The organism is Nonomuraea sp. NPDC050790 (assembly GCF_044456745.1).
Lineage (GTDB): Bacteria > Actinomycetota > Actinomycetes > Streptosporangiales > Streptosporangiaceae > Nonomuraea.
Genome location: NZ_JBITGF010000019.1, coordinates 68,277 through 89,936, shown reverse-complemented (window position 1 = coordinate 89,936; position 21,660 = coordinate 68,277). Strand labels below are relative to the sequence as shown.

Annotated in this window: 18 protein-coding genes; 11 read left to right on the top strand and 7 right to left on the bottom strand. The window is 69.8% G+C overall.

Annotated features, from left to right (window positions below; genetic code table 11):
* Positions 1-25 precede the first annotated feature (25 nt).
* A complete protein-coding gene (locus ACIBEJ_RS51120; protein ID WP_397190319.1) occupies positions 26-925 on the bottom strand; it encodes a helix-turn-helix domain-containing protein in 900 nt (299 codons plus the stop codon).
* Between the two features lie 250 nt (positions 926-1,175).
* Between ACIBEJ_RS51120 and ACIBEJ_RS51115 the strand changes: the two genes are divergently transcribed.
* The 9 genes from ACIBEJ_RS51115 (at position 1,176) to ACIBEJ_RS51075 (ending at position 9,568) form a co-directional block, all read left to right on the top strand.
* Entirely contained in the window at positions 1,176-1,943 is a 768-nt protein-coding gene (locus tag ACIBEJ_RS51115) for an SDR family NAD(P)-dependent oxidoreductase (RefSeq protein WP_397190318.1), read from the top strand.
* Positions 1,944-2,217: 274 nt separating this feature from the next.
* The gene (locus ACIBEJ_RS51110; RefSeq protein ID WP_397190317.1) at positions 2,218-2,730 is read left to right on the top strand and encodes a SigE family RNA polymerase sigma factor; all 513 of its coding nucleotides are present in this window, start codon (positions 2,218-2,220) and stop codon (positions 2,728-2,730) included.
* Positions 2,727-3,599 (top strand): endolytic transglycosylase MltG, encoded by an 873-nt coding sequence (gene mltG, locus ACIBEJ_RS51105; RefSeq protein WP_397190316.1) that lies wholly within the window; start codon positions 2,727-2,729, stop codon positions 3,597-3,599. The genes ACIBEJ_RS51110 and mltG overlap by 4 nt, the downstream gene beginning before the upstream one ends.
* 640 nt (positions 3,600-4,239) lie before the next feature.
* Positions 4,240-5,763: a pyridoxal phosphate-dependent decarboxylase family protein gene (locus ACIBEJ_RS51100; RefSeq protein WP_397190315.1), complete on the top strand. Its 1,524-nt coding sequence runs from the start codon at positions 4,240-4,242 to the stop codon at positions 5,761-5,763.
* A complete protein-coding gene (locus ACIBEJ_RS51095; protein WP_397190314.1) occupies positions 5,760-7,283 on the top strand; it encodes a hypothetical protein in 1,524 nt (507 codons plus the stop codon). The genes ACIBEJ_RS51100 and ACIBEJ_RS51095 overlap by 4 nt, the downstream gene beginning before the upstream one ends.
* A 29-nt stretch (positions 7,284-7,312) precedes the next feature.
* Positions 7,313-7,732, top strand: a complete 420-nt coding sequence (locus tag ACIBEJ_RS51090) for a hypothetical protein (protein ID WP_397190313.1) — start codon at positions 7,313-7,315, stop codon at positions 7,730-7,732.
* 11 nt (positions 7,733-7,743) lie between these two features.
* The gene (locus ACIBEJ_RS51085; protein WP_397190312.1) at positions 7,744-8,544 is read left to right on the top strand and encodes a hypothetical protein; all 801 of its coding nucleotides are present in this window, start codon (positions 7,744-7,746) and stop codon (positions 8,542-8,544) included.
* A 15-nt stretch (positions 8,545-8,559) separates the two neighbouring features.
* Positions 8,560-8,994, top strand: a complete 435-nt coding sequence (locus ACIBEJ_RS51080; protein ID WP_397190311.1) for a hypothetical protein — start codon at positions 8,560-8,562, stop codon at positions 8,992-8,994.
* 13 nt (positions 8,995-9,007) lie between these two features.
* Positions 9,008-9,568: a hypothetical protein gene (locus ACIBEJ_RS51075; protein WP_397190310.1), complete on the top strand. Its 561-nt coding sequence runs from the start codon at positions 9,008-9,010 to the stop codon at positions 9,566-9,568.
* A gap of 49 nt (positions 9,569-9,617) precedes the next feature.
* Here the strand turns inward: ACIBEJ_RS51075 and ACIBEJ_RS51070 are convergent, their stop codons facing one another.
* Positions 9,618-10,166: an isochorismatase family protein gene (locus ACIBEJ_RS51070; protein WP_397190309.1), complete on the bottom strand. Its 549-nt coding sequence runs from the start codon at positions 10,164-10,166 to the stop codon at positions 9,618-9,620.
* A gap of 185 nt (positions 10,167-10,351) precedes the next feature.
* Positions 10,352-15,583 carry an amino acid adenylation domain-containing protein gene (locus tag ACIBEJ_RS51065; RefSeq protein WP_397190308.1) on the bottom strand — a complete coding sequence of 1,744 codons (5,232 nt, stop codon included), beginning with the start codon at positions 15,581-15,583 and terminating at the stop codon, positions 10,352-10,354.
* Between the two features lie 317 nt (positions 15,584-15,900).
* On the opposite strand from ACIBEJ_RS51065, the gene ACIBEJ_RS51060 reads away from it, so the two are divergent.
* Positions 15,901-17,103 (top strand): cytochrome P450, encoded by a 1,203-nt coding sequence (locus ACIBEJ_RS51060; RefSeq protein ID WP_397190307.1) that lies wholly within the window; start codon positions 15,901-15,903, stop codon positions 17,101-17,103.
* Between the two features lie 37 nt (positions 17,104-17,140).
* Here ACIBEJ_RS51060 and ACIBEJ_RS51055 read toward each other — a convergent pair whose 3' ends face one another.
* From ACIBEJ_RS51055 to ACIBEJ_RS51045, 3 genes are all read right to left on the bottom strand, one after another.
* Positions 17,141-18,145: a hypothetical protein gene (locus ACIBEJ_RS51055; RefSeq protein WP_397190306.1), complete on the bottom strand. Its 1,005-nt coding sequence runs from the start codon at positions 18,143-18,145 to the stop codon at positions 17,141-17,143.
* A 223-nt stretch (positions 18,146-18,368) separates the two neighbouring features.
* Positions 18,369-19,169, bottom strand: coding sequence for a type II CAAX prenyl endopeptidase Rce1 family protein (locus ACIBEJ_RS51050; RefSeq protein WP_397190305.1), 801 nt, complete (start codon positions 19,167-19,169; stop codon positions 18,369-18,371).
* A 24-nt stretch (positions 19,170-19,193) separates the two neighbouring features.
* Positions 19,194-19,739, bottom strand: a complete 546-nt coding sequence (locus ACIBEJ_RS51045; protein WP_397190304.1) for a nuclear transport factor 2 family protein — start codon at positions 19,737-19,739, stop codon at positions 19,194-19,196.
* 12 nt (positions 19,740-19,751) lie between these two features.
* Between ACIBEJ_RS51045 and ACIBEJ_RS51040 the strand changes: the two genes are divergently transcribed.
* Positions 19,752-20,843: an adenosine deaminase gene (locus tag ACIBEJ_RS51040; protein WP_397190303.1), complete on the top strand. Its 1,092-nt coding sequence runs from the start codon at positions 19,752-19,754 to the stop codon at positions 20,841-20,843.
* A gap of 135 nt (positions 20,844-20,978) precedes the next feature.
* Here the strand turns inward: ACIBEJ_RS51040 and ACIBEJ_RS51035 are convergent, their stop codons facing one another.
* A complete protein-coding gene (locus tag ACIBEJ_RS51035) occupies positions 20,979-21,584 on the bottom strand; it encodes a TetR/AcrR family transcriptional regulator (protein WP_397190302.1) in 606 nt (201 codons plus the stop codon).
* Positions 21,585-21,660 lie beyond the last annotated feature (76 nt).

The window sequence follows — 21,660 nt, the reverse complement described above, 5'->3', positions numbered from 1 at the left end:
CCTCCGGTGTTTTCTGAGTGCGGAACTAGTCCTCGATTTCACCGGCGACCCGGTGAATCAAGCGCAGGGAATCCTCAGGATTGAGCGATTTATTAACCAGATATTTGAGAAGCCGATCGAATTGGTAGACTTCTTCCTCGTCATAGGCCAGAGAGCCACCGGCGACCGACTCCATGTAGGCCACGTCCGGGTGGACCAGCCCGGCGGCCTCCTCCACCGGCTCGAACGCCATCCGGATCAGGGAGGAGGTCGCGACGAGCGGGTAGGTCTTCCACAGCTCGATGACGTGGACGGTGACGTTGTCGCGCTGGGCCATCTCGATCAAATGCGCGAACTGTCTCCTGGCCGCCTCGGCGCCGCCCACGTCCCTGAGCAGGCTCACGGTCCGGTGCAGGACGACCTCGTCGATGACCGCGGTGAAGTCCAGCGGATCGGGGTCGGTCAGCAGTTTCTGCCTGGTCAGCCGCACCTGGTTGCGCACTCGCACCGCGCTCGGCGGCACCGCGAAGAAGTCCTCGCCCGCGCTGTTGATGGCGCCCACCAGCTCATCGGTCTGGAGCAGGCCGGGCAGCACCAGGCCCTCCCAGTTGGTCACCCTCGCGGCCTCGAACTCGAGCCCGATGTACTCGAGGTAGCCGCCGGGCAATGCCTTCGCGTGGGCGTCCCACCAATTACGCTGTGCGGCCTGGTTGGCGAGCAGTAATAGTCCGGCCCGCGCAGGCTCGACGACGCCGTAATGGTCTAAAAGGATAAGCATGTCCGAACGCGACGGCCGGACCAGAGCGGATTCGATTCTGGAGAACTTGGCCGGGGACCATCCGAGCGCTTTCGCCACGCTCGGCCCGGACAGGCCGATCTCGACCCGCAGTCGCCGCAACTCCGCGGCGAGGAGCTGATGTCGCACGATATTGCTGACTCGACCCACCAAGCCGCCTTTGTCCGCAAATTACGCAGAACTCCTCGCGGAGAGGTGCTCAGAGTATCGCAGAAGCGGTCACGAGGGGAGACGGTCCCCGCGAAATACGGGCCCCTATCCGGCGGCTCACGGCTTATGCGGCCGTCCCCCCCGAATACCACCGCGAGGAGTGGGCCACGTCACATCGGTGGGGTGTCACAGAGGGCGTGTGGCCGGCATCTCTTGGGTGTCATCGACGCCACTGGAGAGGAACGACATCATGGAGCGCGAGCACAACGACCGGATCGTCGCGCTGGTCACCGGTGCGAACAAGGGGATCGGGCGGGCGGCGGCCGAGCGGCTGGCCGTACTGGGGATGACGGTGTTGATCGGCGCCCGGGACGGGCGGCGCGGCGAGGAGGCCGCGGCGGCGGTGCGGGCGGCGGGCGGCGACGCGCACGCGATCGCCCTGGACGTCACCGACCGGGACAGCGTCCTTGCCGCCGCCAAGCGGATCGAGGCGGAGTTCGGGCGGCTCGACGTGCTGATCAACAACGCCGGGATCACCGGATCCGGGCAGACCTCCCCCATGGACGCCACCGACCAGATCCCCAGCACCGTGGACCTGGACATGGTCAGGGCGGTGTTCGAGACCAACGTGTTCGGCGTGATCGCGGTGACCAACGCCATGCTGCCGCTGCTGCGGCGGTCGCCGGCGGCGCGGGTCGTCAACGTCAGCAGCCACGCCGCCTCCCTCACCCTCACCGGCGACCCGGACGGGCCCTTCGCCGCGCTGCTGCCGTCGGCCGCGTATAGCCCGTCGAAGTCCGCGCTGAGCGCCCTGACCATCCAGTACGCCAACGAACTGCGCAAGGACCGCATCCTGGTCAACGCGGTCGCGCCCGGCTTCGTCGACACCGACAGCAACAACCACACCGGCCACCTGACCCCGGCCGAGGGCGCCGCGGGCCTGGTCCGCCTGGCCACGCTCGGTCCGGACGGACCGACGGGCGGCTTCTTCAGCGAGGACGGCCCGCTGCCCTGGTGACGTCCGTCGCCCGGGTTTCGGGCGAACCGACCTGGATGCCACCGCCGTTCGCGTACGTCGTGGTGGTCGCCGGGCTCGCGGCCGTGTCCGTCACGGCCGCGAGCCTGTTCGGCCTCGTCCGGTACGGCTTGCGCGACCGGGACGGGCCTGCCTGCCGCGCCTCGCCGTCGCCCTGGTTCACCCGCTGGCGGCCTGGCAGGCAAGATCTGGCCGGTGTCCGGCATAGATTCGTGAGGGCCGTTCGTCCTTGGTGGGTGACATCGGAGGAGGACGGGTGGATCCAGGTTTTGAGGCGGCTCTGCGGCAGTTCGTCATCGACAGGTCGGGCGCGCTGTTCCGCACCGCGTACCTGCTGACCGGCGACCGGCACGCCGCCGAGGACCTCGTCCAGTCGGCCCTGACCAAGACGGCCGCGCGCCATCGTGGCCTGCGTGACCACGCGGCCATCGAGGGCTACGTCCGCCGCACCATGTACCACGAGCAGGTGAGCAGGTGGCGCCGCCGGGCACGGATCGTGGAGGTGAGCACCGACCAGTGGCTCGACCGGCCCCGTGACGGGCACGCCGAGGCGGCGGACCTCCGCGTGATGATCCGGGCGGCGCTGTCCCGGCTGACGCCACGGCAGCGGGCCATCCTCGTCCTGCGCTACTTCGAGGACAAGTCGGAGACCGAGATCGCGCACCTGCTGGGCGTGCGGGTGGGTTCGGTCCGCAGCCAGATCCACCGATCACTGGAGCGGCTGAAGAAGTCCGCCCCCGAACTGGGCAATGTGAGGGAGCTGCGTTGAACGTCGAGGACCTGCTGCGCGAGACCCTCGCCGACATGGCGGACGAGCAGGCGCCGCCGCCCCCCGAACGTTTCCTTCCGCGCCGCGTGGCCCGCCGCAGGGGCGCCGCGCTGGCCGCCGCGGTCGCCGTCGTCGCCCTGGCCGCGGGCGGTACGGTCGCCGTCAGGACCCTGTCCCCCGAGGTTCCCGTGGCCACGCGTCCCGTGCCCGAGCGCGCGTACGAGGTGACCATCGCGGCGGGATCGCGGACCACCCAGGTGTACGAGACCCTGTCCCGCCTGACCGGCGAGCCCGCGCAGTCGTTCGCACGGGCGGCGAAGGACGGCCGGGCGCTGGGCCTGCCCGTCTACGCCAAGGGCAAGCTGGAGGGCTTCGTCCACCCCGGCACGTACCGGTTCGCCGTCTCCGCCACTCCTTCGGAGATCCTGGCCGCGACGCTGTCCCGTTTCGGGGAGAAGGCGGAGGCGCTCGGCGTGGACTCCCTGGACGTCGTCATCGTGGCCAGCCTCGTCCAGGCCGAGTCGCCCACCGAGGCCGACATGCCGAAGGTGGCGCGCGTCATCCACAACCGCCTGGCCCGCGACATGCCGCTGTCACTCGACAGTCCCGTCCTGTACGCCCTCGGCGAGTACCGGGCCGCCGCGACGCTCAAGGACACGAAGCTGCGCTCGCCGTACAACACCTACCGGCATCGCGGCCTGCCGCCCGGCCCGATCTCCAACCCCGGCGAGGCCGCGCTCAGGGCCGCCCTCCACCCGGCCGACGGCACGTGGCTCTACTTCGTGGCCACCAAGCCCGGCGTCCTGGAGTTCGCCACGACCCAGAAGGAGTACGACGACCTCGTCACCCGGATACGCCCGTCCAGATAGGCGGATCCGTGACCCTGAGGTCACCTGTCGCATCCAGCCTTCGGCGTCCGCGCGGCCGGTCTCGGCCAGAGCCTGGACGCCAAGGTCCGCAGCGCGGCCGACCCCATATCGAGATCGTACCTCCCGCGGCGTTCTGGAAAACGTGCGGTTAAGCGGGAATTCAGCGACCGTTGCCGCATAACACCACGACATTAGTTACCGCGAGCCCGAGCCGAGGAATGCGGGCCTGACATTAACCGTGGCTCTGTGAATCGCCGGAGATCTATTGCCCAAGCAGGAGATCCATGTTTTGATCCCATTTGTTTGGACGTTCCGGCCCGCCTCCCGCCGGTCGCGGAGCTGATCCCGATATGAGTGCATCAGCAAGACGACACAAGAGCCTAACCCGCCCGTCGCATTAAAGCGCGTTTTCACGTCCCGGCCTGGCGCACACTCCGTTCAGGACCCTCATGGCTCCATGCGCATTTCGGGATGCCGCCGAATGCGTTGTTTCGGGCTGTCGCCCGCCACTCCCGCACGCCCTTTCCCCGGTGCTTTCCCGACGCCGCGTGCGCGCGTCCGGTGAGCCCGGAACTACCCCTGCCCTGCACGGGCACATTCCAAGGAGGCTGCCTTGGCGGAAACTCGGCCGAGTCATCCCATGTTTGGTCCGCAGGTCGCCGTCGGACAGACGCAGGACACCGGCCTGCTTCTGGAGGCGTTCGACGTCCAGCTCTTCAGGCAGAGCTCCGAGACGACCGTCGCCAAGCTGGGCAAGCACCTGGCCGACCTCTCGATCAGAGGGCTGAACCTCACCGAGCCCTCGGTCCTGACCCGCGCGGCCAGGGCCCTGATGACCAGGGAAAAGGAACACATCGCCGGCTACGACGAGGAGAAGCTGGCGGCGATCATCGATCTCTACGTCTCCACCGGCATCCAGGTGCACTCGCCCGGCTACATGGGCCGGCAGTTCTCCGGCACGGTGCCGCTGGCCGGCGTCATCGACTTCGTGAGCTCGGTGGTCAACCAGCCGTCGTCGTTCTACGAGGCCGGCCAGCTCCCCAACGTCGTGGAACGCATCATGGCCGACGAGCTCAACCAGTTCATCGGCTGGGACCCCGACCGGTTCTCCATGATCACCACGTCGGGCGGGTCGCTGGCGAACCTGACCGCGATCCTGGCCGCCCGCAACGACCGGCTGCCCGGCTTCTGGCTGGAGGGCGGCGCGGCGTACCGGGGGCGCGCGCTGCCCGCGATCGCCGTCGGCGACGACGTGCATTACAGCGTCTCCCGTACGGCCGGCATCACCGGCATCGGCGAGCACCAGATCGTCCGCCTGCCCCTGAACCGCCGCCAGCAGATCGACACGGCCAGGGTGGCCCCGGTGCTGGACACGGCGGAACGGCGGGGCCTGAAGGTCTTCTGCCTGGTCGCCTCGGCGGGCACCACCTCCGTGGGCGCCTTCGACCCGATCGACGACCTGGCCGGGCTGGCCGCGGAGCGCGGCATCTGGCTGCACGTCGACGGCGCGCACGGGGCCAGCCTGCTGGTCTCGGACAAGCTGCGCCGCAGGCTGCGCGGGATCGAGAAGGCCGACTCCCTGACCTGGGACGCGCACAAGATGATGTTCACGCCGGCCCCGTGCACGCTGCTGTTCTATCGGGACAAGGAGAAGGGGCTCAACGCCTTCAAGCAGCGGGCCAGCTATGTGTTCGACGAGGACCCCGACGTCTTCACCGCCCTGGACAGCGGCGGCAAGACCATCGAGTGCACCAAACGCCCGATGATCATGCCGCTCTGGGCGCTGTGGGCCATGTACGGCCGCGCCCTGTTCGCCGAGAAGATCGAGTACCTCTGCGCGCTGGCCAGGAGCGCCCACCGGATGCTGCTGGCCGAGCCCGACTTCGAGACGGCCCACTATCCGGAGTCGAACATCCTGTGCTTCAGGTACCGCCCCGGCGAGCTGTCCAGGGAGGAGACGCACCGCCTCCAGGTGGCGGTGCGCGACCGGGTCAAGCACCGCGGAAACTTCTTCATCTCCAAGGTCGACATCGACGGCGTGGCCGCGCTGCGCGTGGTCCTGATGAACCACCTGATCACCCACGAGCACTTCCGGATGCTGCTGACCGAGATCAGGACGGTGGGCAGGGACGTGTACCAGCGAGCGGTGAAAGGACAAGGATGACCCAGAAGGACCCAGAAGAGCTGGCGCGCCGGCTGATCCCGGGCGACGAGCTGGCCCCGGGCTCCGCCGAGGCCGTGGCCGCGCTGCCGTCGTTCGCGAGCAAGATGCGGGAGTGCGAGCGGGTGTACGGCCGGCCGTACGACGAGCTCTCGCACGAGATCCAGGACGCGCTGGTGCTGCGCAGGCTGCGCCAGATGGTGAACACGGTCCTGCTCAATCCCGCGTGGAAGTCGCGCCTGCGGCGCGCGGGCGTCACCGCGGCGCCCCAGTCGTTCGAGGAATGGCAGCGTGTGCCGCTGTCCGACAAGAACGTGCAGCGCGAGCTGTTCATGGACGCGCGGCCCGGCCTGGTGGTGCCGCTCGACCGCGGCGGGTTCGAGGTCGTGGCCAGCGGCGGCACCAGCGACGGCAGCCCACTGGAGATCGTCTACGCGCTGCGCGAGCTGCGCGACACCTACGAGATCGCCGGCCGCTTCCTCGGAACCCACCAGCTCGACGGCCTGATGGACGGGCAGCCGCGATGGCTGTTCACCACGCTGGCCGACTACCAGATGTGGAGCAGCGGCACCATGGTCGGCGGCGTCCTGCAGAACGTGCCGGGCGTCAACTACATCGGCGCCGGGCCGGTCACGGCCGGAGTGCTGGAGCACATGTTCTCCTACCCCGGCCCTAAGGCGCTGATGGGCATCACGGCGGGCATCGCGATCCTGAGCGAGCTCGGCGCGGGCCTGAAGCAGGAGGCCAGGGAGAGCTTCAGGGTCGCCCTGTACGGCAGCGGCGTCCTCGCCCAGCGCAACCGGGCCGAGCTCAAGGACGTCTACCCGAACCTGTCCATCCTCAGCTATTTCGCCGCCACGCAGGCCGAGACCATCGGCCTGCAACTGGACGAACGCTCCCCCTGCCTTACGGCGGTGCCCGGCCTGCACCTGATCGAGATCGTCGACGACCAGGGCCGCTGGGTGGACGAGGGCCAGGAGGGCGAGCTGGTCGTCACGCGGCTGCACGCGCACGAGGCGCCCCTGCTGCGGCTGAAGCTCGGCGACCGGATGATCCGCCGGCCGCGGCTCGACGGGCCGGGGTTGAAGGCGCACCGGTTCGAGTTCGCGGGCCGTACCGGAGACGTCCTGCACATCACCGACAGCCAGTACGCGGCGGCGCGCGCCTACGCGGCGGTCCGCGAGGACCTGCGGATCGCGACCGCGGTGGACCTGGACGAGGTCTCCCACGAGGTCCAGTTCGTCAACCACCGGGAGAGCCGCACGATCACGCTGCTCGCCGCGGTCGACGACGTGGCGGGGCTGACCTACGCGACCGAGGCGGTCCTCGGCCCCTACGGCGCGCAGCGGGTCTTCCTCAGCGCGCTGCCGCGGTCGTTGTCGCTGTTCAACCAGGGCGAGGCGAACCCCGTCTCGATCGAGAAGACCGGCTACCGGTTCCTGATCCGGTTCGTGCGCCGCGCCTCCGCGGAGATCGAGCGGACGGCCGTGGGCAAGGTGCCGCTGGTGCGGGATCGGGGCTGACCACACACGCACATGAGAGGAGCACGGACGTGGTGGCGAAATCGCACGTGAACATCATGGCCCTGGTGGACGTCATCGGGGCGCTGTCGGACCGCTCACTGCTCAACGGCAACCTCTGCATGATCGACAACGGCGGCCTGCACAGCACCAAGCAGGGCACGCCCGAGCTGTGCACCAACGTCCAGGCCGGCCAGGTCGTGCAGTGGACGGTGCTGGCGGTCGACCTGCAGACGCCGGTCGACATCAAGAACATCACCTTCGTCGGGCAGCCCGCCGTTCCCGGCGGCGATGGCGACGACAGCGAGAAGCTCGACCTCGACGTCTGGTCCGGGGTGGTGCCGCAGCACATGGTGCCGGGCGTGCCCTACCGCTATCGGATCGAGTTCCAGATGTACGAGGGCCCGCACAGCCTGCTGCACGTCGACTCCCCCGCGCTGATGCGCATCTAGGAAGGAGTGCCATGCCCCAGCAACTGGCGATCATCGTGCTCGTGGACGTCGGCCACGCACTGGAGACCAAGACGCTCGACGGCAACACCTACCTGTTCGACAACATGAAGCTGCACGGCTCGGAGGGACAGGGCACCGGCGAACTCGTCACCGCCATCCACGGCGCCCACTGGAGCGACGGCTCGCAGGCCAGCGAGCAGGTGCTCAACTGGCTGCCCTACAGCCTCGGCTCGATCCCGCCGACGGTGCCGCGCGGCTACGAGGCCGAGCGCGCCCGCCAGACCGACCAGCAGGCGCTGGCCGAGCTGGAGACGCTGGTCAGCAAGCCGCCCACCGGCCCCGACGCGGCGGCGGAGCTCAACAGGATCCAGCAGGTGGTCGGCACCCGCACCAAGACCACCAAGCGCACCCGCGGACCGGCCGGGCAGAAGGTGCTGGACGTCACCGGCAAGGTCATCTCCTACGACGGCTCGGCCGGGCACAGCTATCCGCCGCCGGTCATCACCGACATCTACGGCGAGGCCGTCGACAAGAAGATCATGTATCCGGCCGAGTACGGCTCGCCGGACATGGTCACCGACGGCTGGTACTGGTCGGCGACGGTCGACACCTCACGCCCCGGGATCTACGGCTACACGATGGCCGTCCAGCTCCACCGGCTGATCCTCCAGGGCGGCGACTGGACGTGGGAGCCGGTGGACCTGACCTGCGCGTCCCGCCTGAAGATCACCTCGGAGCCGAAGCGCAACGCCTTCACGAAGGCGGGCGTCGGCCTGCTGCCCATCCCGCCCGTCCCGCCGGCGCAGCCGTAATCCCAAGGAGGAGAAGTGCCCCCCAGAGCGAAGCCGCGCGACAACGGCAGCTCCCGGCCGCCGATCTCGATCACCGCGGTCGTGGACGCCGTGGGCGCGCTGGCCGCCGACAGCATGCACGGCCACCTGTACCTGTACGACACCAACAAGGGCGGCGGCTCCACCGGTTTCGGCACCGAGGAGCTGCGGACCAGCGTACGGCGCGGCGACAGGCTGGTGTGGAACGTCCTGGCGCTGGAGTGCGAGGCGTACGTCGGCATCGCCGGCATCCTGATCGACGCGGAGGTGTGCGAGCCGGAGCGCCGTGTCTACCCCGGCACCGACGTCGCCTACTGGATCGCCACGGTCAAGAAGGACGAGATCGACACGGTGCCGTACCAGATCGACTTCCTGCTCGGAACCCGGGCCCAGCCCATCCGCACCACGCTGTCGCCCATCCTGGTCGGCTGAAGGAGGAACGCCGATGGTCACGCCACAGAGCCGCGCGCGCGGTTCGGAGGAGAAGCAGAACCCCGGCCAGCTCAACTCCGTCCAGCTCAACATCGTCACGCTCGTCGACATGGAGAAGGCCACGGAGGAGAAGTCGCTGACCGACGCCATGTACATGGTCGACAACAGCTACGGCGGCAGCGGCCAGGGCACCTCGCGGCTGGAGACGGTCTGCAAGCAGGGCCAGGTGCTCAACTGGATCATCCGCCCGATCGACATGGAAAAGCGGCCCGACGGCACCTGGCCGCCCATGCCCAAGATCAACAACATCGTCTTCCTGGACACCGAGGTCGGTGACGAGGAGGACGTCGCGGAGAAGAAGGTCTGCGTCGAGCTCAAGATCTACGGCGCGCCGGACAAGATGCGCGATCCGTGGACGCCCGTCTACTACTACTGGGCCGGCACCGTCCTGAGCACCGCCAAGCCCGGTGTCTACAAGTACCGGCTGATCGTGGAGCTGGAGCAGGACGGCAAGAAGGAGAAGCTCTACCTCAACACCGAGAACCATCCGTCGATCAGGGTGATTCCGGTGTGACCCCGGGCTCCGTGGGGCGGCCGGCGGCGGCCGCCCCACGGACACCTCGTCAGGCCTTGCCCGCCAGCATCGCGACCGCCTCGCTGGTGGAGGTCACGGTCGAGAACGCGGCTCCCTGCACGGCGCTGACGTGCCGGTGCAGGTCCTCGGCGCTGTGGCCGGGCAGGCTGAACTCGCTGATGGCGTCCTCGACGTAGACCACCTTGTACCCGAGCTGCACCGCCTCGCGGGCCGTGGTGTCACAGCAGATGAACGAGGTGAACCCGGAGATCACCACGCGGTCGACGCCGTTGCGGATCAGGTGCCGGTCGAGGTCGGGGTTGGAGAAGGCGCCGACGTAGTGCTTGGTCAGGACGAACTCCTCCGGCGCCGGCCGCAGCGCGTCGACGAAGTCGAGCCCGGGGCTGCCCGCGGCGAAGGACCGGTCGCCGGGAACGGGGCTGATGTGGCGCACGTGCACGACCGTGGCCGCGTCGTTGCCCCGGGCGGTGTCCAGGAGACGTCCTATGTTGCCGATCGTCTCATCGAAGCGCTCCACCGGCAGCGCGCCGGAACCGGAGTATTCCTTCTGTGCGTCGATGACAATGAGCGCGATCATGGCACTCCTTTGCGATAGCCCGGCCTAATTATCGCATTTCCGACATAGTTTTATAAACCCCATTCACCGGGGCCGGGCATTTCGGACCGTCGAATTCGCGGTGGCGGTGATCGCGGTAATGAGCATCACGGCGGTCAGTACTAATACGCACCCGACGGTTCCGATGGCGGCGAGAAGAAACCCCCTTATACGCCCTGCTTGAGGTGGGCTACTCCGACGAGGTCGTCGGGAGTCGCGTCGGGGACCTGGGTGTCGAAATGGGACAGGACCCTGGTTCTCAGGGCGGCTGCCACCAGAACGGCTATGAGCAGGCCGAAGATGACGTAGATCAGTGCTATGCCGCGGCCCGGGCCGGTACCGAGGACGGTGCCCACGGTGCCGGCCAGTGCGCCGCCCGGGAGCATGAGCGGTTCGAGTGCGCGTTCCGCGATCGGCGTCAGCACCCCCACCCCCAGCGGGATCGTGGACCAGGCCACCATCTGGTTGAGGGCGAACACCCGGCCGTGGTACCGCTGGGGCACCTTCACCTGGATGATCGTCGCGTACACGCCGTTGACCAGGGCCAGCCCCAGCGACACCCCGAACGCCCCGATGCCGATCAGCACGAGCGACCTGGTCAGGCCGACCAGCACGCAGGACGCGGCGATCACCAGCGTGAGCAGCAGCATGCCGATCATCCGGCGGCGTCGCGGGCCGCCCCACAGGCTCATCGCCAGGCCGCCGACCGCCGCGCCCGCGCCGCCGCACAGCGCGACGGTGCCGACCTCGGGGAGTCCGGCGAAGGAGAGGACGAGGGGCGAGTACAGCATGAAGACCGGGGACAGGACGATCGCCAGCAGCGCGAAGAACAGCACCATCGCCCGGAAGTCCCGGTTGCCGATCGACAGCCGGAAGCCCGCCCTGATCTCGGCGGCGACCGTCTCCCTGCGCTGGTGGGCGAGGGTGGCGGGGAAGCGCGTGAACACCAGTACGGCCCCGGCCACGAGGTATCCCACGACGTCGGCGATCAGGATGCCGCCCAGCCCGATCACCGACATCAGGCCCACGGCCATGAGCGGGGCGATGAACTGCGCCACACCCGTCGTCATCTGCGCCACCCCGTTGGCGTGGCCGAGGTAGCGCTTGGGCACGAGCTGGGGGATCGCCGACGCGTACGCCACCCGCTGGAAGGCCAGCGCCACGGACAGAAGCGTGAGCAGCGGATACAACGTCCAGGTGTCGAGCCCGCCGGTGAACAGCAGCACCGCGGCCGTCGACTGGATGGCGAGCCCGGCCAGGCTGGCCGCGAGCATCACCGCCCGCTTGCCCGACCGGTCGACGATGGCGCCGACCAGCGGCGCGGCCAGCACGCCCGGGATCACGGCGAGCACGGTCAGCAGCGCCATCTGGGCCAGGCGCCCGGTGGTGAGGTAAATCCAGATGGGGATGGCGAACTCGGTGATCGTGGCGCCGGTGATCGTCGCCATCTGGGCGAGCGCCACGACGAGGAAGCGCCGCACGCTCGGCTCGGGTCCCGCGGCGGGGGCTCGCTCGGTGCCCGTGGACACCGCGCGGACGCTCCATCCCGTTCCGCTGTCGCCCGGGGTGAGCCGCGAGCGGGAGAGGATCGCCGCCAGCTCCTCCGCCCGATATTTCAGGAAATAGTGACCGGCTTCCTGGATCACCGCCAGCGTGGTGTGCCCGGTCAGGAAGTGCCACTCGCGGTAGCGCTCCTCGTAGTACTCCGTCGTCGGGTCCTGCTCGCCCACGATCGACACGATCGGCGCACGCAGGCTGGAGCGGCCCTCCGCCTGCAGCAGGCCGGTGAAGTACTCCTCCGCCTGCCGCGCGTCGTGCCGCATGTTGCGCACGATGAACGCCCGCTGCTCCTCGTCGAGGTCGCCCAGGTCGGCACCCATCGAGGTCAGCCAGTTGAGCTGGCCGCGGTCGCTGCGCCACCGGTCGTCGCCGGTCAGCCTGGCCCACAGGCCCAGCAGCCCGCGCGTCGGCCTGGCGAAGGGGAAGATGCCGCCCAGGTACACCGTCTCGACCTCGCGCCCCGCCGCCTCAAGCAGCAGGGCGATCTCCACGGTCAGCGCGCCGCCGACGCCGCAGTGACCGTAGAGCGACAGCGGCCCGCGTACCTTCTCCAGGATCTCCGCCGCGCACTCGGCCGCCACCTGCGCCAGCGGCCGGGGCTCCTCCTCCAGGCCGAGGTCGTGGCCGGGCACGGCCACCGAGTACAGCGCCGTGCCCCGTGGCAGGGCGTCGGCCAGCGGCTGGTAGACGACGGCGCTGCCCCCGCCGTACGGGACGCAGACGAGGGAGCGTGTGGCGGGCTCGGGCGGGGTGAGCAGGTAGAGCAGCCCGCGCCGCGCGGACGGCGCCGCCGCCACGGCGGCCAGCCTCCGCACGGTCGGGTGCTGGAACAGGTCCATCACGCTGACCGGCGCGCACTCCTCCGGCAGGTCGCGGCGGAGCCTGGCGATGACGCGGGTGGCCAGCAGAGAGTGTCCGCCGAGGTCGAAGAAGTCGTCGAGCGCGCCGACCCCGGACAGCCCGAGCACGTCGGCCATGGCCGCCGCGACCGTCTCCTCGACCGGGCCGGACGGCGGCTCGTAGGCCACGCCCTGTTCCGGGCGCTCGCCCTCCGGCTCGGGCAGCGCGGCCCGGTCGACCTTGCCGTGGGACTTCAGCGGCAGCCGGTCCAGCCAGACGTAGCGGGTGGGGATCATGTACTCGGGCAGGGTGGCGGCGAGCTCCCGCCGCAGCTCGCCGACCGGTACGGGCTGGTCGTCGGCCACCAGGTAGGCGACCAGTTCCTTGGCGCCGTGCGCGCCCCGGGCGTCGGCCACCGCGTGCGCCACGCCGGGCAGCCCGCGCAGCGCCTCGTCGATCTCGCCCAGTTCGACCCGGTAGCCGCGGATCTTCACCTGGAGGTCGCGGCGGCCCAGGAACTCCAGGTCGCCGCTGGGCAGCCAGCGGGCCAGGTCGCCGGTGCGGTAGAGGCGTTCACCGCGCACGGTCACGAACGCCTTGGCGGTCAGGTCCGGCCGTCCGAGATACTCCCTGGCCAGCCGGTCGCCGCCCACACACAGCTCACCGGGCACCCCGATGGGCGCGGGACGCATGGCGGCGTCGAGCACGTGGACCCGGGCGTGGCCCAGCGGGCGGCCGATGGGGGTGACGGGGCCGCGTACCTCGTCGTCGGGGCTGACGGTGTAGGTGGTGACGCCGACGGTGGTCTCGGTCGGGCCGTAGTGGTTGACGATCTCGCACCGGCCCAGCGCCGCGAGCTCCTTGGTCTGCTGCCAGCTCGACCCCTCGCCGCCGAAGATGAGGGTACGGCGGGGCAGCAGCCGTACCGGGGAGACCTCGGCGGCGAGGGCGCCGAAGTGGGAGGGCGTCATCTTGAGGTAGTCGAGCCCGTGGTCGGCGAACTCGGCCCCGGAGATCCGCGACGGGTACAGCTCCAGGGTCCCGCCGGTCATGAGCGCCAGGTAGAAGACCGTGATCCCGAAGTCGAACGAGAGCGACTGCAGCAGCCCGAACCGCGCCCCGTCCACGACGCCGAAGCGCTCGCGCACGTCGGACAGGTAGTTGAGGACCTGCTGATGCTGTACGGCCACGCCCTTCGGCCGCCCGGTGGACCCGGAGGTGTAGATGACGTAGGCCAGGTCGTCCGATCCGGCCAGCGGGACGACCGGCTCGGCCGCGTCCTGCGGGACGTCGAGCACCGGCCCGCCGAACCCCCCGGCGCGGCGGTCGGACACCAGCGCCGCCGCCCCGGAGTCGGCCAGCAGGTACGCCAGCCGGTCCGCGGGCTGCTCAGGATCGACCGGCACGTAGGCGGCGCCCGCCTTGAGCACGCCCAGCACGGCCACGGCCAGCTCGGGCGACTGGTCCAGGCAGACCGCCACCCGGTCCTGCCTGCCCACGCCGTGGTCCCTGAGCATCCCGGCCAGCCGGTTGGCCCTGCCGTCCAGCTCTGCGTAGGTCAGCGTACGTCCGCCCTGGACGATGGCGGGGGCCGACGGCCGCGCGGCGGCGGTCTCCTCCACCATCTCGTGCAGCGTGCGCGCCCGCGGCGGCACCGGCTCGGCCCTGCTCCAGGCGTCGAGGACGGCGCGTTCGTCGGGCCCGGCGAGTTCGAGCTCCGACAGCCGCACGTCGGGATCGTCGGTCACCTGGCTCAGCAGGTTGGCGAAGTGGCCGCAGAAGCGTTCGGCGGTGGCGCGGTCGAAAAGGTCGGTGCTGTAGACGAGGAAGAGCCGCAGCCCACCCTCCCCGGACCAGGCTTCCAGCGTCAGGTCGAACTTGGCCTGCGCGGTCCCCGGATCGTAGGGCTCGGAGGTGACCCCGTCGAGCGTCAGCCCGCCGCCGGTCCCTGCGCCCATCACCAGCTCGGCCTGGAACAGCGGCGTCCGGCTCAGGTCCCTGCGCAGGTCCAGGGCGTCGACGAGCCGGTCGAAGGGCACGTCCGCGGCCGTGAACGACTCCATCGCGGCGCCCCGCACCCGCCGCATGAGCTCGCGGAACGTCGGGTCGCCCGACAGGTCGGTCCGCACCACGACGGTGTTGAGGAAGAAGCCGATCACCGCCTCCAGGTCCTCGCTGTCGCGGGTGGAGATCGGCGTGCCGACGCACACGTCGTCCTGGCCGCTGTAGCGGGACAACTGCGCCTGGAAGGCGGCCATCAGCGTCATGAACAGCGTGCACCGCTCCCGCCTGGCCAGCAGCCCGATCCGCTCGCTGAGCCCGGCGGGCAGCGTGGTGACCACCCGGTCCCCCGCCGTGGTCTTGACCAGCGGGCGCGGCCGGTCGGTCGGCAGCTCCAGGCCGGGCGCCCCGCCGAGCCGGGCGAGCAGCGCCTCGGGCGGCGCGCCGTTCCCCTCGCGCTGCTCGCGCGCGTAGTCGCCGTACTGCAGGGCGGGCGGGGCCGGGGACTCGCCGTTGTAGTGGCGGCTGATCTCACCCAGCAGGATGCCCAGTGACCAGCCGTCGGCGGCGATGTGGTGCAGCACGATGACCAGCACGTGCTCGACCGGGCCGAGCCTGATCAGGCAGGCCCGCAGCGGCTGGTCCTCCACCAGGTCGAACGGCCGCCCGGTCCACTCGCCCACCAGCCGCGCGGCGCGTTCCTCGGCGTCGGGGCCGCTGACGTCGGCCCTGGTCAGCCTCACGCGCGGGCGCGGGTCGACGACCGCGACGGGCCGGCCGTCCTCGTCGGCGTAGCGGGTGCGCAGCACCTCGTGCCCGGCCGCGACCGCGACGAGGGCGCGTTCGAGCGCGTCGCCGTCGAGCGGCCCGCGCAGGCGCTCGGTGACGAACATGTTGTACGTGGCGCTGCCCGGGTCGAGCTGGCTCAGGAACCACAGCCGCTCCTGCCCGGAGGACAGAACGTGGGCGCGGCCCGCGACCGCGTGGTCGGTGGTCATCTGGTGATGCGCTCGGGGAACTCGTCCATAGCCACTCCAAGACATTGGATGTATAGCCGGAAAGGAGACATCAACCAGCAGGCCGAAAGCCCTAACTGGAAAGAACCTTTTCAATTAAGTCCTGGCCAGTTTCGCACGCGTCCTCCCGCCGCCGCAAGTCGCCATATCCGGGGATCGCGGAGCCCGTACGCTGCTATTTCGGGAACTAAGTTAACAAACCTTACTATTATGGCGAGTCTGACCCGTAGTCGATATACAGGTAAATACATCGGATCTTTCGGGTGTCCCTGGAGGGGTCGGCCGTTCGTCGCCCTGACATGAGCGACAATCGCGCCATCACCGCCCTGCCGCTGCAGCTACGACGGAACGGGCTCGCCCCGGCAGCCGAACTCGCCCGCGCCCGCGACGACGAGGGGGTGGTCCCGGTGGAGACGCCGTGGGGCCTGCCCGGTTACCTGGTCTGCCGCCACGAGGACGTGCGCCGCGTGCTCACGGATCCGGCGCGGTTCAGCAGCGCCCTGACCCCGCTGCGCGGAGGCGCCGCGCTGGATCCCGACGAGCTGGCCAGAACGCGCGCCGGACAGCTCATCGGGCTGGACCCGCCGGAGCACACGCGGCTGCGCCGGATGCTCACGCCGGAGTTCACGGGCCGCCGGATGCGCGCGCTCGAACCGCGGATCACCGAGATCGTCCACGCGGCCCTGGACGATCTGGAGCGGGCGGGCAGACCCGCCGATCTGGTGGCGCACTTCGCGCTGCCGGTGCCGTCCCTGGTGATCTGCGAGCTGCTGGGCGTCCCGGCCGCCGACCGGACCGCGTTCCAGAACCGGTCCACGCGGCTGCTGGACGTCTCGCTGCCGGTGGAGGAGTTGACCGCGGCCCGCCGGGAGGAGCGCGCCTACCTGGCGGAACTGGTCGCCCACGCGCGGCGTGAGCCGGGTGAGGACCTGCTGGGCACGCTGGTACGCGAGCACGGCGACGAGATCGGCACCGACGAGCTGATCGGGGTCGCCGGGCAGTTGCTGCTGGCCGGGCACGAGACCACCGCGAACATGATCGGCCTGGGCGTCCTCACCCTGCTGCGGCATCCGGACCAGCTCGCGAAGGTCCGCGCGAACCCGGCGCTGATCGAACCCGCCGTCGAGGAACTGCTGCGCTGGCTGTCGATCTCCCAGTCGCCCCCGCCCCGCACCACCACGACCGAGGTCGAGATCGCCGGAACGGTCATCCCCGCGGGGGCACTGGTCATCTGCTCGCTTCCCGCGGCCAACCGGGACCCCGCGTTCACCGAGCACCCGGACCGGCTCGACGTCACCCGGTCCGGCGCCCGTCACGTGGCGTTCGGCCACGGCGTGCACCACTGCCTCGGGGCGCCGCTGGCCCGGCTGGAGATGCGGATGGCCTTTTCTCTCCTGTTCCGGCGCTTTCCCGGGCTTGCGCTGGCGGAGCCGTACGAGAAGGTGGATTTCCGGGTTTTCAGCGTGGCGTTCGGGCTGAACTCCCTACGGGTGACGTGGTGAGGACGGAAGCGGGGACAGCAGCGCACTCCTCGCCCACCTAAGGTAGCGGGATCCGCCACAGGTGCAGGTGGTCCCCGGTGTCTCGCAGCAGGGCGTACAGGGTGGTGTCCGCGAATGCCAGGCCGCCTGTGACGAACCTTCCCGCCGGGTTGTCCGCCGCGAAGAGCGTCGCGCCCGTGGTCGCGTCGTAGACCGTGACGTCGGTGTTCCAGTCACGTCCGCCGGCGACGCGGGCGTCGTCCGGGCTGATCGCCAGGCCCGTGGGGTACGCCTCGTGCCGCTGGCCGTAGTGGCCTACCCGGGACAGGGTCGTGGTGTCCCAGACGTCGAAGCGGTACGGGGTGTCGAACGCCGAGATCACCCGCGTACCGTCGGAGGTCAGCGCGAGGTCGCGCACCTCGGACTGGTCGTGCGTCACGCCGTCGATCTTGCCGCGCGAGGTGGGAGCGGGGCCGCTGATGTCGTAGACGATCAGATCTGCTGGTACGCCCGTCACCTCACCGGCCACAAGGGTGTCGCCGGCGGCCACGACCTTCGGGGCGCTGTGGAGGCCAAGCCCGACGGCGACGGGGACGGGCGTGGTCGCCGTCAGGTCGAGAGCGAGGAAGCCGCCCTCGAACGCGTCGAAGCAGCCGTAGCCCACCCAGAGGCGATCGCCGGTGAGGGCCAGGGAGGTCGGGCAGGGGTGCTGGGGAAGGTCGATGCGGCGCTTGATCGCCAGGGTGGCGGTGTCGATCTCGGCCACCTGGTCCGATCCGGCCAGCGCTGCGTAGAGGGTGGTTCCGGCCGGGTTGGCGGCCAGGCCGTACACGCCGGACAGGCCCGTGATGGCGCCGGTCAGGTCGCCTTGGGCGTTCGTGACGACGATCCGGTCTTCCGCGGAGACGAAGACCTTGCCGCCCCCGGCGGCGAGGTCGCCGCTGCGCGAGCCGTAGCCGAGAGATGCTCCGAGGTCGGTCGTGGCGGCCGAGGCCGGGGTCGCCAGGGCGGTGGCCATGAGGACGGCCACCGCGGCCAGGCCGGTCAAACGGCGGATGATCACGGGCAGCTCCTGGTTGGGAGTGGAGGGAATGCCCTGATCAAGCCAGACGATCCGGACTTCGGTCAAGATCGACGATGAGTAGTCGAACCCTCTTTTAGAACTGGTGTTCCCATCAAGCTGAGCTGGCGAAACGGTGTCTGTTACGCCTTCATGTGACAAGTGACCCTCCGCGATATCGCCAGCTCGGCTTCCCTCGATCGAGACCGAACCGTGATCGAGAGTCCTACAGCGCGTACGCGCCGGAGGCGAGGGCAGCGGCGCCCACCACGGTCATCAGGAGCGCCGAGCCGGGGTGCATGGCGATCGAGATGCGGATGTCCTGCTTCTTCCAGGCGAGCCAGACCCCCGGGTAGAGGAAGACGAGCTTGGACAGAACCGTCCAGGGAGCCCAGAAGTGGTAGACGGAGAACAGGGCGGTGTTGAAGATCGGGGCCCACCTGCCGAGCTGCGGGAGGCGGGGCAGCAGGAAGCCGCGGAAGTAGTACTCCTCGATCAGGGGCAGGAGAAAACCGGTGAACGGCCCGCAGATCAGCAGCGTCGTGAGCACGAGCTCCCGTGAATAGCCCTGGAGGTACGCGGTGCCGTCGGGCCCGGCGCCCTGGTAGTCGACCCAGGTGAAGAACCAGTCGTAGACGACGTTGTCCAGCGGGGTCAGCGCGAGCGAGACCACGGTCATCCACACGAGGCAGGCGGCGCCCAGCCAGAAGACCCTGCCGCGGGTGAGCGGCCTGTCGTGGTAGCGGACGACGCCCTTCATCGTGAAGCGGCCGGTCCGCTTCTTGCCCAGCCACAGCAGGCAGAGCTGGAGCGGGAAGAGCACGACCGCGAGGGCGATCGCCCAGGCCATGAAGATCGGGAAGTTGATCGCCCGGACGAGAGGGGCGGCGGCGAAGGCGTACACGGCGACGATGAGCGCGCCGGGCACCAGGTGGAGGGCGACGGAGAGGGGGACGGAGTGACGGTCGGCGAGGAGCTTCGCGACGAAGCCCTTGGTGTCGGCGCTGGGCCGCATAGCTGCATCCATGCCGAGAACTGTCGCGCCGCGGCCCTACACCGGACTGACATCGCTCTGACACGGCTTCGGGTCGTCGTGAAAGGCGGGTGTCATCGCCTCCAGAAGGCGTCGTGGGCGCTCTGGTCGGATACGTACTCCCCAGCGGTCTTTGACCAGGCCGCGCGCGAAGCCGTACACGATGAAGTTGTCCATCTCGATGCGCTCCCCGCGGCGTTCGGCGGTCCCGTGGTGGAGGGTGACGGCGTAGGAGTCGTTGGCCTGGACCGAGAGGAGCCTGGTGTGGAAGGTGCCGCCGGTCTCCTCGCGCACGAGCGTGCCGAGCCTGACGATGGCGTCCTTGCCGCGGTGCTCGCCCGTCACGATGCAGTCGCCGCCGATGTGGAAGACGACGTCGTCGGCGAGCAGGCCGAATGCCGCAGCGGCGTGGATTCTCTCAGTGGTCTGGCAGTAGGGCCAGAGGCTGCGCGGCACGATCCGGCCAGGACTCCGACGCCCGCGACTGGGAAACAGCCCTAGAGTACGCATCGCGTTCGACGTCGACCGGGCCACCTTCGTCAGGCGGTTCGTGGACAGGATCACCGGAAAGGGCTCATGAACACGACTCTCCTCGACCCCCGGACGGGCGGGCTCCGCGCCGACCTGCCGACGGCGGTCCTGCACGACCACCTCGACGGCGGGCTCCGGCCCGCGACGATCATCGAACTGGCCGACGCCATCGGCCACCCGCTTCCGTCGGCCGACGAGAACGAGCTGGCCCGGTGGTTCGTCCGCGGCGCCGAACAGGGTGACCTGGCGGCGTACCTGGACACCTTCCGGCACACCACGGCCGTCATGCAGACGGCTGAGGGGCTGCGCCGGGTGGCGCGCGAAGCCGTACTCGATCTGGCCGCCGACGGCGTCGTCTACGCGGAGGTGCGGTACGCGCCGGAGAAGCACCAGGAGCGCGGCCTGAGCCTGGACGAGATCATGCAGGCCGTCCAGGACGGCCTGGCCGAGGGGATGTCCGAGGCCAGGACCCCCGGCGGCTTCCCGATCGTGGTCAACACGATCGTCTGCGCGCTGCGGACCGAGCGCCGCTCGCTGGAGATCGCCGAGCTGACCGCCCGATGGCGCCGCCGTGACCCTCGGATCGTCGGCTTCGACCTGGCCGGAGCCGAGACGGGCTGGCCCGCCGCACTGCACGCGGCGGCCCTCGCCCTGATCCGTGCAGAGCTGGTACGGCTGACCGTCCACGCCAGCGAGGAACCGGACCTGCTGCTCATCTCCGACGCGCTGGAACACGGCGCGGAGCGGATCGGGCACGGCGTCCGCCTGGCCCACGACATGACGGACCTCTCAGGCCCCTCCCCCCGGCTGGGCCGCTTGGCGAGCTATGTCCGCGACAGGCGGATCTGCCTGGAGATGGCGCCCACCTGTCACGTGCAGATCGGAGCCGTGGACTCCCTGGAACGTCACCCCATCGGCCCGATGCTCCGCCTCGGCTTCAACGTCACGGTGAACACCGACAACCGGCTGATGTCCGGCGTGAAGGTCAGCACGGAGATGGCCGCCGTGGCCCAGGCCCACCAGTTGACCGCCCCCGAACTCCACCGGCTGGTCCGCAACGCCGTCGAATCCGGATTCGGCGACCACGACGAGCGGCAGCACATCATGACCACGATCGTCGACCCGGCCTGGCGTTGAGGTCGTAACCGACCTCCCGGAGGCGCCGACGGTCAAGCAGCATCGCCATGGCCCCACCGGAGGCTCAGCGTGAGCCACAGCCCTTGGTGTCACGCGCGCCGATCTCCTGGCCGGCGATCAGGAGCATGACCCCCGTCATACCGAAGCGGGCGGGCCGGCGGATCCTCGCAGCATCGCCCGCCACATACGGCGAACCGTGTCGGCCATGTCGATGGCGGGATCGCTCAGCCACTGAAGCTGCACACCGTCAGTAACCGCCAGGAGCGCGGTGGCCAGCAGGGAGGGATCGAGGGCGGGGTCGGCCCGCCCCTCGCGCTGCTCGGCTTCGACGTGGTCGGCGATCGCCTGCCGGATCCGGATGAACCGCTCCTTGAAGTAGGCGTGGGCCGGATGTCCGGGATCGGTCGACGCGGCGGCGAGGGCGAGGTAGAGACGGACCTTGGGTGGGTTGCGGGCGTTCTCGGCCATGGCGGCGGCGAGGAACTCGCCCGGGTCCCTGGCCGCTCCAGGGCTGTTGAAGCGCTTGTCGGCGGCCTCGTCGCCGGCGCGCAGGACCTCCAGCAACAGGTGGTCCTTGGAATCGAAGTAGTGCATGAGACCGGTCAGGCTGATGCCGCCCTCCTTGGCGATCATCCGCAGGGTGGTGTTCCGTTCGCCCTCTCGCCCGAAGATCTCAAGCGTGATGCGAAGGATCTCCTCCCGTTTGGCCACCCCCTTCGGGTAGGCGCCCCGCTCATTCACCCGAGCGAGTCTACTCTTGCCAGAAAAAACCGAACACCGTACTGTTTTTGTTCGGGCCTGGGGCGCCATACGCGGC